This window comes from Psychromonas marina, from assembly GCF_030161115.1.
GTDB lineage: Bacteria > Pseudomonadota > Gammaproteobacteria > Enterobacterales > Psychromonadaceae > Psychromonas > Psychromonas marina.
Map to the genome: position 1 here is coordinate 79,954 of NZ_BSPQ01000026.1, position 11,353 is coordinate 91,306.

The 11,353-nt window shown below is 39.9% G+C and carries 10 protein-coding genes and 1 pseudogene; 1 reads left to right on the top strand and 10 read right to left on the bottom strand.

Annotated elements, in window-relative coordinates; genetic code table 11:
* Positions 1-70 precede the first annotated feature (70 nt).
* Both rpmA and rplU read right to left on the bottom strand, forming a co-directional pair.
* Complete coding sequence (rpmA, locus tag QQK09_RS18525) at positions 71-328, bottom strand: 50S ribosomal protein L27 (protein ID WP_284205675.1); 258 nt, start codon at positions 326-328, stop codon at positions 71-73.
* A gap of 16 nt (positions 329-344) precedes the next feature.
* Positions 345-656, bottom strand: a complete 312-nt coding sequence (gene rplU / locus QQK09_RS18530) for a 50S ribosomal protein L21 (protein WP_284205677.1) — start codon at positions 654-656, stop codon at positions 345-347.
* A gap of 343 nt (positions 657-999) precedes the next feature.
* Here rplU and ispB point away from each other — a divergent pair, with 343 nt between their 5' ends.
* Complete coding sequence (ispB, locus tag QQK09_RS18535; protein ID WP_284205679.1) at positions 1,000-1,971, top strand: octaprenyl diphosphate synthase; 972 nt, start codon at positions 1,000-1,002, stop codon at positions 1,969-1,971.
* A 666-nt stretch (positions 1,972-2,637) separates the two neighbouring features.
* Here ispB and QQK09_RS18540 read toward each other — a convergent pair.
* The 8 genes and pseudogenes from QQK09_RS18540 to QQK09_RS18575 all read right to left on the bottom strand — a co-directional run.
* Positions 2,638-3,951, bottom strand: a complete 1,314-nt coding sequence (locus QQK09_RS18540; protein ID WP_284205681.1) for an adenylosuccinate synthase — start codon at positions 3,949-3,951, stop codon at positions 2,638-2,640.
* 151 nt (positions 3,952-4,102) lie between these two features.
* Positions 4,103-4,969 carry a protease modulator HflC gene (hflC, locus tag QQK09_RS18545; protein ID WP_284205682.1) on the bottom strand — a complete coding sequence of 289 codons (867 nt, stop codon included), beginning with the start codon at positions 4,967-4,969 and terminating at the stop codon, positions 4,103-4,105.
* Positions 4,970-4,971: 2 nt separating this feature from the next.
* Positions 4,972-6,153: an FtsH protease activity modulator HflK gene (hflK, locus tag QQK09_RS18550; protein WP_284205764.1), complete on the bottom strand. Its 1,182-nt coding sequence runs from the start codon at positions 6,151-6,153 to the stop codon at positions 4,972-4,974.
* Between the two features lie 99 nt (positions 6,154-6,252).
* Positions 6,253-7,545: a ribosome rescue GTPase HflX gene (gene hflX, locus QQK09_RS18555; protein WP_284205683.1), complete on the bottom strand. Its 1,293-nt coding sequence runs from the start codon at positions 7,543-7,545 to the stop codon at positions 6,253-6,255.
* A gap of 219 nt (positions 7,546-7,764) precedes the next feature.
* On the bottom strand, positions 7,765-7,992 hold the full coding sequence (gene hfq / locus QQK09_RS18560) for an RNA chaperone Hfq (RefSeq protein WP_284205684.1): 228 nt from the start codon (positions 7,990-7,992) through the stop codon (positions 7,765-7,767).
* A gap of 130 nt (positions 7,993-8,122) precedes the next feature.
* On the bottom strand, positions 8,123-9,046 hold the full coding sequence (gene miaA, locus QQK09_RS18565) for a tRNA (adenosine(37)-N6)-dimethylallyltransferase MiaA (protein ID WP_284205685.1): 924 nt from the start codon (positions 9,044-9,046) through the stop codon (positions 8,123-8,125).
* Complete coding sequence (gene mutL / locus QQK09_RS18570) at positions 9,039-10,898, bottom strand: DNA mismatch repair endonuclease MutL (protein ID WP_284205686.1); 1,860 nt, start codon at positions 10,896-10,898, stop codon at positions 9,039-9,041. Before mutL ends, miaA begins: the two co-directional genes overlap by 8 nt.
* Before the next feature lie 21 nt (positions 10,899-10,919).
* A pseudogene (locus tag QQK09_RS18575) lies at positions 10,920-11,063 on the bottom strand (LysM peptidoglycan-binding domain-containing protein); the annotation flags it as partial.
* Positions 11,064-11,353 lie beyond the last annotated feature (290 nt).

Consider the following 11,353-nt stretch of genomic DNA (forward strand, 5'->3'; position numbering starts at 1 on the left):
AGTACAAAAATTATATATAAAAAAAAAGCCCCGCATAAGCGAGGCTTTAGAATCTTATTTCGAAACTGAATTACTCAGCAACGATGCTCACGTATGAACGTAGTGGTTTACCTTTCTTTTCGAATTTAACTGTACCAGTTTGTTTCGCAAAAAGAGTGTGATCTTTACCAAGACCAACATTTAGGCCAGCGTGGAATTTAGTACCACGTTGACGTACAAGGATATTACCAGCTAATACAGATTCGCCACCAAAACGTTTAACACCTAAGCGTTTACTTTCTGAATCGCGACCGTTATTAGTACTACCACCAGCTTTTTTATGTGCCATTTTTAATAACTCCTAATTAAGCGTTAATCGCAACGATTTTAACTTCTGTAAACCACTGGCGGTGACCAGCTTGAGTACGAGAATGTTTACGACGGCGGAACTTAACGATTTTAACTTTTTTACCACGACCGTGTGCAACTACTTCAGCAGTTACTTTACTTCCGTCTACGTATGGAACACCAACTTTGATGTCGTCTGCGTTTGCTACTAGAAGAACTTTATCAAATTCTACAGTTGCGCCGGCTTCTACATCTAGTTTTTCCAAACGAAGAGTTTGTTCTACAGCAACACGGTGTTGCTTGCCACCACTCTGGATAACAGCGTACATGTTTATTACTCCGTTCAGGCGTCTCGTGTTATTCATCTAGGAATCAACATCGAGAGCACACTTATTAATCACAATGGTGGCGGAGTCTACGGCAATTACTAACACTTGGCAATATTATTTGGTAAAAATAATGGAATTAATTTAAACATCGATTTGTGGCCAACAATATGAAATATACAAAACAAACAAGCAGCCATTATTTCAATATCTTAGCTAAAAACAGGATCAAAAATACAGAAAGTAAATTAGTTGTAACATTTTCTTATAACAGAGTTGAGATAAGTATCAGAAAGGGCAATAATAACGCTATATATCATCATGCCTAATTCGGAAACACTACTCCATGGATATCAAACAAATTCAGCAATTATCTGCCAATGAGATGTCACAGGTTAATAGCTTAATTCAAGCACAGCTGACCTCTGATGTTGCGCTGATTAATCAATTAGGGTTTTATATTGTAAACAGTGGCGGCAAACGTATTCGTCCATTAATCACGATTTTATCGGCGAAGGCGCTGAGTGTACATGACGATAAAATAACAAAACTAGCTGCGATCATTGAATTTATTCATACTGCAACCCTGTTACATGATGATGTTGTTGATGAATCAGATTTACGTCGTGGTGAGAAAACTGCAAATGCTCTATTTGGTAATGCAGCTAGCGTATTAGTTGGTGACTTTTTGTATACACGCTCATTTCAAATGATGACTGAATTACAAAATTTAAAAGTGATGGATGTACTTTCTAATGCAACCAACGTGATTGCTGAAGGTGAAGTTTTACAATTAATGAATTGTAATGACCCAGATACGACTGAAAAAAGTTATATGGATGTTATCTATTTTAAAACAGCCAAACTTTTTGAAGCGGCAACACAGCTAGTTGCGGTCATCGGAGAACAACCCAAAGCAGTAGAAGCTGCGCTACTTGATTATGGAAAATACCTTGGCACCGCTTTTCAATTAACTGATGACGTGATGGACTACAGCTCAGATGCCGAAGAAATGGGTAAAAACACCGGTGATGACCTTGCTGAAGGCAAACCAACACTGCCATTACTTTACGCAATGCAGCATGGCACAGCAACGCAGGTTGCACTGATTAGAGAAGCGATCGAAAAAGCGAACGGCATGGAAAACTTTGACGCGATTATGCAAGCGTTAAGTGATACTAATGCACTTGAATACACCAAACAGCGTGCTATTGAAGAAGCTGACAAAGCGATTGCTGCACTGTCTATTTTGCCTGCAAGCGAATATAAAGACGCACTAATTAGCCTTGCACATTTAGCAGCTGATCGTAAAAGCTAATACGGCTACAGCTGTTAATAAATAATAGCATTCATAATCGAGCTGTTTAATATAAACAGCTCATTCTGATAGCAGACAACGTAATTCCCTTGAGCCTTAAATCCCCCTCTACTTTGCTCTATATGCAACTTAGCCCGCCTATAAAGCAATTGCACGTTATCTCCCTCAAAAGCGCTTAGAGGATAAATGAGGCACTGTTAACGACAAATATAACTACACTGTGAATATTACCAATGAAATTGGATTATTATTTCGCCTTTTAAGCTCAGTTACGATTTGCAACGACGATATCGGTAGCGCTTAACGCGATAGCCAACTAATACCAAAGGAATTAATAAAGTGATCATTCTTGCTGGTTAAAATTATCCCTAACTGCGTTGTGAGTTTTGAAGTGAGAACAACTATTAAAGAATTAACGTCTTTAATTTAATTCTCCGATAGAGGATTAACGCAGTTAATCTCTCGAAAGGCTGCAACTCACGCCTTATTAGTAATAATTTTTCCTACGCAAACTCTGATCACCTATTAAATTCCATTGGTATAATAAACTAGTTGTCCTAAAAACTTAACGAACAAGCATTCGGTTTCACGTATAAAAAAGCCCCTATCATGTTGCCATGATAGGGGCTTTTTAAAGTGTTCAGTTTAACTTAGCTTCAATTAAGCTTAAGCGAAAGGGTTCACTTGAATCATTGTTTCGTTACGATCTGGACCAGTAGAGATAATATCCATTGGTACACCAGTAATTTCTTCTAAACGCTTGATGTAAGCTTTAGCGTTTTCTGGTAATGCATCGTAAGAAGTCACACCGAATGAAACTTCGTTCCAACCAGGCATTGTTTCGTATACTGGAACAGCAACTTCGTAACCGTCAGCTGCCATTGGTGGTACATCAACAACTTTACCGCCAGGCATTGTGTAACCAGTACAGATTTTGATCTCTTCTAAGCCATCTAATACATCAAGTTTAGTTAGGCAGAAACCAGTAATACTGTTTAGTTGTACGGCACGTTTAATTGCAACAGCATCAAACCAACCTGTACGACGTAAACGACCTGTCGTTGCGCCAAATTCATGACCAACAGTACCTAAATGGTGACCAGCAGGATCTAATTTATCAACGCCATCGTAAAGCTCTGTTGGGAAAGGACCCGAACCAACACGTGTCGTGTACGCTTTAACAATACCAAGCACATAATCAAGATGTGTTGGACCAAAACCACTACCAGTAGCAACGCCACCTGCAGTTGTATTTGAAGATGTTACATATGGGTAAGTACCGTGATCGATATCTAGCAACGTACCTTGTGCGCCTTCAAACAAGATGTTTTCGCCACGTAAACGTGCTTTATCTAGTTCGTCAGTAACATCAATAACCATGCTAATTAGTAGCGGTGCCATTTCAGTCATCTGTGCAAGTACGTCTTCGTAGTTTACAGGCTCTACTTTGTAGTAGTTTTCTAATTGGAAGTTATGGTATTCCATTACTTCTTTTAGTTTCACTGCAAATGTTTCCATGTTGAATAGATCATCAACACGTAAACCACGGCGAGAAACTTTATCTTCGTATGCTGGACCGATACCACGACCTGTTGTACCGATCGCTTTTTTGCCACGAGCTTTTTCACGCGCCATATCTAGTGCAACATGGTATGGAAGAATTAGAGGACAACCTTCACTAATGAATAGGCGCTCTTTTGCAGGAATGCCTTTTTCAGTCAGCATGTTCATCTCTCTGAACAATGCATCAGGAGCAAGTACAACACCATTACCGATAACACATTTTACGTTTTCACGCAGGATGCCTGATGGAATTAGGTGAAGAACTGTCTTCTCTCCATCTATTACAAGTGTATGGCCGGCGTTATGTCCGCCTTGGTAGCGAACTACCCATTGAGCCTTGTCTGTTAGTAGGTCTACAACCTTACCTTTACCTTCGTCACCCCATTGAGTGCCAAGAATTACTACGTTTTTTCCCATCAGAATCACACGTCTCTATCGAATTGAGAAAGGATTTTAGCAAACATTAATTCACTTGATCAATCAATTTATGCGCAAAATCACAGATGTTTAAATTTTAGACGAAAAAAAAGGGCGAAATAATCGCCCTTTTCAGTCAACTTTTAAACACTTAGTCTTTGCTATTCATGAACTTAAAGAACTCAGAGTCAGGGCTTAATACCATCACGTCATCTTTGCTAGAAAAACTTTTTTCGTAAGCTTGCATACTACGTAAAAAGGCAAAAAAGCCTGCATCTTGCGAGTAAGAGTCTGCATAAATCTGTGAAGCTTGTGCATCACCAGCACCACGAGCTTCTAAACCGTTTCTATTTGCTTCAGCGATCATGATCGATACTTTACGGTCGATATTCGCGCGAATCACTTCAGATTTTTCTTGACCTTGAGAACGATGTTCTCTTGCTACAGCTTGACGCTCAGCACGCATACGTTTGTAGATACTACTACTCACTTCATCAGGTAGGTTAATCTTTTTAATACGTACATCAACTACCTTGATACCTAGCTCAGATGAACGAGCCATACGCTTCAGTGCAGTTTCCATCACTTCGCCACGTTTACCAGAAACGATCTCTTTAATGGTATGAGAACCGATTTCATTACGTAAACCATTATTGATTTTACGTTTCAATAGCGCTTCAGCTTGTAGCTTATTACCGCCTGTTGCGAGGTAATAAACAGAAAGGTCTTCAATCTGCCATTTCACGTATGAATCAATAATCAGATCTTTTTTCTCTGAGGTTACAAAGCGATCTGCATTATCATCAAGTGTCTGAATACGTGTATCAAGAATACGTATAGAGTCAATCATAGGCACTTTAAAATGTAAGCCTGGTGGGTAAACAACAGGCAGGCCTTCAGCATCACGCTTTACTTTACTGAATTGCATTACGATAGCGCCTTGCCCTTCAGAAACAACAAATGCACTGCTGATAAACGCTAAAAACAATACAATTGGTAAAATTAAAAATTTATTCATTATTACTCTCTCCCGCTACTACGGCTACTACGAGAAAAACGATCCGCTGCAGAATCTTTCTCTACTTGATCCGCTTTTTCGTCTGCACGTGAACGTGTCTCTATCTCCGATGTATAAGCTGGTTGTACAGTACCTGCACCTTTCGTCATCAGCTTGTCTAGTGGTAAAAACGTTAAATTATTGCCACCTTTATTATCGATTAACACTTTAGAGCTGTTGTTCAAGACATTCTCCATAGTTTCGATATAGATACGTTGGCGAGTAATTTCAGGATTCGCTTTATACTCAGGAAGTAGTTTATTAAAACGTGCAACTTCACCCTGTGAACGTAATACAATACCTTCACTGTAAGCTTGTGCTTGTTGCTCTATACGTTTAACTTGACCACGTGCGATAGGCTCTTTCTCACGCTCATAAGCTTCAGCTTCACGTACAAAACGTTCTTCATCTTCTTGCGCTGCGATAGCATCATCGAATGCTTCTTTAACCTGTTCAGGTGGACGAGTTTGTTGTAAATTCACATCCACAACCTCAATACCTAAATCATAAGGTTCGATAATTTTTTCAAGCATTTCCCAGGTTTCTTGACGAACAACTTCACGACCTGTTGTTAATACATCATCCATACTTGAATGACCGATAACAAAACGCAGTGAGCTATCTAATGCCTGTAATAAACTATTATCAGCATCGGTTACACTAAATAGATATTTTTCAGGTGCAACGATACGGTATTGAACTTCTAAGGCAACCGTGACGATGTTTTCATCTTGCGTCAGCATAAAACCAGTTGTTGGCATAGTACGGAATGCTTCAACATTGATAGGAATAATGCTATCAACGAATTTAGGATTCCAATGCAAGCCCGGTTCAACTTGGCTATTGTAAGCGCCTAAACGCAATACGACACCACGCTCTGATTCTTTGATGGTATACCAACCACTGGCAAACCAAACAACAAATAACAATACAGCAACCGCGATAACAACAAACTTACCGCCACCACTTTTATTGCTACCGCCATTGCCTGAAGATGGTTTTTTACCAAATAAGCCACCAAACAGATTAGACAGCTTTTGAAATACAACATCTAAATCTGGCGGCCCCTGCTCATTCTTCTTACCGTTATTCTGCCACGGGTCTTGATCTTTCTTACCGTCTTTACCCGGTTCGTTCCAAGCCATCCAAGCCATTTTAGCCCTCGATATGTAAGTAATTAAATTTAAAATATAAATGTAGCAATGATCTTAACAAGAATAAAGCTACTATGACATATTATGTTATTATTTATTTGCTACAATACATGCTTCTAGTGCACCATCAAACTGTTTTCGTAAGCGTGAAAGATCAACATTGTTAATACGAATACCTAACAAACAATCCCCTTTCTCATCATAGCTTTCGCTTTCAATGCAGTTTAACGCATAAAAGGCGGCGCGCAGTTTCCCTTGGGCAGGTGGTAACACCAGTTGTAATTCTCTAATTTGTCCCGACAAGTGTGCAGTTAATGCTTCAAATAATAATTCAACACCCTCACCCGTTTGCGCAGATAACCAAACACGGGTTGGTTTTCCTTCATCATCTAAATCAATACGTGGCGAAACATCGTCTAATGCATCAATTTTATTCATGATCGTCAGCTGTGCTACATCACCCGCATCAATATCGGTTAAAACACGTTGTACGGCTTCGATATTACCACGGTAATTTTCATCTGAACAATCAACCACATGCAATAATAGTGTTGCCTCACGCGTTTCTTGTAATGTGGCTTTAAATGCAGCGACTAAATCATGCGGTAGATGACGAACAAAACCCACTGTATCAGCTAAAATACAATTTCCCACGTCCTCTATTTCGATTTGGCGTAGTGTTGGATCAAGTGTTGCAAATAACTGATCTGCGGCATAAACACCAGCATCAGTGATCTGATTAAACAGTGTCGATTTCCCCGCATTGGTGTAACCCACTAATGAAACCGTTGGCACCTCGGCACGTTGGCGAGCACGACGACCTTGGTCACGTTGTTTCGCAACTTTTGCTAAGCGTCCTTTAATCGCTGTAATACGTGCGCTCAATAAACGTCTATCGCTCTCAAGCTGTGTCTCACCCGGACCACGCATACCAACACCACCTTTTTGCTTATCAAGGTGCGACCAACCACGAATAAGGCGTGTTGACATGAAACGCAATTGCGCTAGTTCAACCTGTAACTTACCTTCATAGGTACGTGCTCGTTGTGCAAATATGTCTAAAATAAGTGCCGTTCTATCTAATACTAAGCACTGACAAATCGCTTCTAAGTTACGTTGCTGTGCGGGGGTGAGGGAGTGGTTAAAAATAACCACATTTGCACTTAAGGTTTGCACTGCATCTGCAATTTCTTGCGCTTTACCAGTACCTACAAAGTAACGTGCATGGGGGATTTTTCGAGGTCCTGTAACTTCACCAACGGTTGTAACGCCAGCAGAACTCACTAATAACTTAAGTTCATCTAGGTCCTCTTTTTTTTCATCATCGGAAAAATTGATATGAACTAAGACTGCCTGTTCACCGGCTTCGTAACGATCAAACAAATAAATGCTCCAAATGGAAATATAATGAAGAAGTAACTATTAGGCTGTTTAGTACTTAAAGTAATTAAACAGCGATTTAAGAAATACTTAAAACCCCTTAAATTTTGTTGAAATAGTAAATAGTTACGGAAGAATTATCCTATCATAATAGCTTAAATTTTGGATAAAAAAATGGCCTACAAGAATGTAAGCCAAGAAATATAATTGTGAGCGATTTAATTACTCAACATGTGGGATAGTTGGCACTGAGCGTGCTGGTACTACCGTTGAGATCGCATGTTTATAAACCATCTGACTAACCGTATTTTTCAGTAAAATAACAAATTGATCAAAAGACTCAATTTGCCCCTGAAGTTTAATGCCATTTACTAAATAGATTGAAACAGGAATTCGCTCTTTACGTAATGCATTCAAAAACGGGTCTTGTAATGATTGTCCTTTAGCCATCGTGATTCCCTAATTATTTTTATTATTAAATTTAGTAAAACAAGTATAAACAATGACTAGATAAAAACCGAGCCTAATGTTGAATCTTTGATCAATAGCACTTTCTGAATTAGTGCTTTGTTATATCAGACTAGTTAAGTGCGGCTTTACAGATATCAAAATTATTATCATCGCCACTTTCCAGCCAGGTGATGTCGCTTTTCCAACCGCGCAGCCAAGTCATCTGCCTTTTTGCTAGTTGCCTCGTCGCTACCACGCCACGAAAAATCATCTCTTCATGATCCATCTTTCCATCGAGGTATTCCCACATTTGTCGATAACCAACACAACGCATTGAGGGTAAATCTAAATGTAAGTCACCACGTGCACGTAAACGTTCAACTTCTTGTTCAAATCCTGCATCGAGCATTAATTTAAAGCGGCGCTCAATACGTTCATGTAACACCACTTTTTCTGTTGGTGCAATAGCAAACTGCTTAAAATTAAAAGCGAGTGGCTCACTTTTAGTTTGTGTAAGCTCCGTTAAGCTTTTGCCTGATATACGATAAACTTCAAGAGCACGTGACAAACGTTGCGGATCATTAACATGAATACGCTGTGCTGAAACAGGATCAATTTCCATTAATTGATCATGTAAAAACTGCCAACCCAACTTTTCTGCCTGTTCCTCTATCTCTGCACGAATAATAGGATCTGCACTCGGAAGTGGTGATAGTCCATCAACCAAGGCTTTATAATAAAGCATAGTTCCGCCCACTAATAACGGTGTTTTACCTCGGGCAACAATTTCATCCATTAAACGAATAGCATCATCACGGAAGTCTCCGGCTGAGTATGCTTCAAGCGGATCAATAATATTAACCAATGCATGCGGTGCTTGTTTCAACTCTGCAACTGTTGGCTTAGCCGTACCAATATCCATCTCTTTGTAGATTAATGCTGAATCAACACTAATAATTTCACAATTGCATTCTGTTGCTAAACGAATAGCAAGGTCTGTTTTCCCCGATGCTGTCGGCCCCATTAAAAACAGGACGGTAGGAAAATTATTCATCTGAAAAACCTTGTAATAAAAGTGTGAGATCGGGTTTAATATATAACGTACTCTGCGCTAATAGTGAAGTCGTTGAAAGCTGCCTTAACAGTGGGGCAACTTCAGAGGCGTCAAATAGTTTATCAGCCACTAGCTGCTGCAACATAAAAGTGCAAAAACCCTCCACTTGTTGCTCTGTCATATCTGCATCAGCATCAACTAAAAAATCAAACAACAAAGGTAATATTTTAGCAATCGGCGCTTGTCGAAGCAGCGCGGGTACTTTGCTTATTATAAGCTTGTTAGTTTGTTTTTTAAAACTAAAACCAAGACGTATGAATAGGCTTTCAAAACGTTCACTAATTTGTAAGACAGGTTCAGTCAGTTCAATGCGCACAGGTAGTAATAATGGTTGCGAGATAACTTCACCATTTTGCCACGCATCCATTAACTGCAATTGTTGCAGGTGCAAATAAGTTTTAGGTAGAGAAACCAGTAGTAACTGTTTTTGTTCAACTAACTTAATCAGCACATATTGATTTTTAATCAAACTGATGAGCTCAAAATAATCTTTTGTAACGCTTTCTGTAAAACCTGTTAATGGCGGATGCGCTTCACTAACAAAGTCACAATACGCATTTACTTGCTGATCATCTAATGCATCCGGCTTATAGGCACTTTGATAGTTAGCAGAAGCACCTCCCTGACCACGACTAACATTCGCACCACTGTTATATGGTGTTGTATTACCACCAGTGGGACTCATACCATGAGATGATGCCGGTGAGGCTGCATCTATAGGCTGAGAGAGCGTGGGTGGTTGATAATCATGCTCTGTGCGCTGATGCGAGACATAAGCATCGTCACTACTCAGCGTTGTTGCTAGCGTACTGACGATATAGTCATGCACCCAACGCGCCTGATGAAAACGCACTTCATGTTTTGATGGGTGCACGTTAACGTCGACCTGATCTGCCGGGCAGTTAATGTAGATAACATAACCAGGAAACTGTCCCTCTGGCAATAATCTTGCGTAGGCTTGTTTGATCGCATGATTAACTAATTTATCGCGAATCATACGTCCATTGATATAACAATATTGCACATCACCTAATAGGCGAGGAGATAGTCTGTCTGAGATCCACCCTGATATTTTTAATGGACTCGCCTCGCCATCGCTCTCTTCGCTTTTAAAAGAGAGTGCACTTTTCACAAAACTTTCACTACAAATTGCAGCTAAACGCTTATCAATTTGAGCAGGTGTTTGTGCTGCACGATATTGACGAATAATCTTGCCGTTATGCTTTAATACAAAACCGATTTCAAAGGAGCTTAATGCAATTCGACGGATCAGTTCATCAATATGTTGAAATTCTGTTTTTTCTGTTTTTAAAAAACGACGTCGCGCTGGTGTATTAAAAAACAGGTCTAATACTTCTACGGTTGTCCCTTGTGGGTGCGCTGCAGGTTGGATATTCACTTGCATATCACGCCCCTCTGCAACCGCTTGCCAAGCTTGATCTTGGTCGCTAGGTTTTGAGGTAAAGGTTAAGCGCGACACAGAACTAATACTGGCTAACGCTTCTCCACGAAAACCAAGACTAACAATAGCTTCGAGATCATCAAGGTGGCTAATTTTACTGGTTGCATGGCGACTCAACGCAAGGGTTAGTTGATCTTTAGAAACACCTTTACCGTTGTCTTTGATACGGATGCATTTAGCGCCGCCCTTTTCGATATCAATCTCAATGCGCGTTGCCCCCGCATCTAGGCTATTTTCGATTAACTCTTTTACAACAGAAGCAGGACGTTCTACCACCTCGCCCGCAGCTATTTGGTTAGCAAGACGGGCGGGTAAAATTTTAATTGGCATGTTTTATAGCTTCCAGAAAAATTAAGTCGTAGGAATGGTAAGAAGTTGCCCGATCGAAAGCGAATTAGAGCGCAGTTTATTGATCGATTTAATGACCGAGGCTGTTGTACCATAACGCTGAGCAATCACTGACAATGACTCTCCGCTGCGTACTTTATGCGTTGTTAATCTATTGGCACCCGCTGGTATTTTGATCTTCTGTCCCACCGATAAAGCTGTCGAACGTAAACCATTATACTGTTTCAATACCGATGAATTGGTATTATAACGTGCAGCAATCACTGATAAAGACTCACCACTACGCACGGTATGTACAGTTGCTTTATTAGATGTTGCAGCCTTTACGGTGTAATTTGCATCAGGGATTTTTATTTTTTGTCCAATCGATAATGTTGTTGAACGCAAGTTATTGTAGCTTTTTAACTCATTGGTGCTTTTACTGTAACGCTTAGCAA

Excerpts from the sequence above, each read along its gene's own strand:
- rpmA (WP_284205675.1), bottom strand. The coding sequence starts at position 328 with ATGGCACATAAAAAAGCTGGTGGTAGTACTAATAACGGTCGCGATTCA.
- rplU (WP_284205677.1), bottom strand. The coding sequence starts at position 656 with ATGTACGCTGTTATCCAGAGTGGTGGCAAGCAACACCGTGTTGCTGTA.
- ispB (WP_284205679.1), top strand. The coding sequence starts at position 1,000 with ATGGATATCAAACAAATTCAGCAATTATCTGCCAATGAGATGTCACAG.
- QQK09_RS18540 (WP_284205681.1), bottom strand. The coding sequence starts at position 3,951 with ATGGGAAAAAACGTAGTAATTCTTGGCACTCAATGGGGTGACGAAGGT.
- hflC (WP_284205682.1), bottom strand. The coding sequence starts at position 4,969 with ATGAATAAATTTTTAATTTTACCAATTGTATTGTTTTTAGCGTTTATC.
- hflK (WP_284205764.1), bottom strand. The coding sequence starts at position 6,153 with ATGGCTTGGAACGAACCGGGTAAAGACGGTAAGAAAGATCAAGACCCG.
- hfq (WP_284205684.1), bottom strand. The coding sequence starts at position 7,992 with ATGGCTAAAGGACAATCATTACAAGACCCGTTTTTGAATGCATTACGT.
- miaA (WP_284205685.1), bottom strand. The coding sequence starts at position 9,046 with ATGAATAATTTTCCTACCGTCCTGTTTTTAATGGGGCCGACAGCATCG.
- mutL (WP_284205686.1), bottom strand. The coding sequence starts at position 10,898 with ATGCCAATTAAAATTTTACCCGCCCGTCTTGCTAACCAAATAGCTGCG.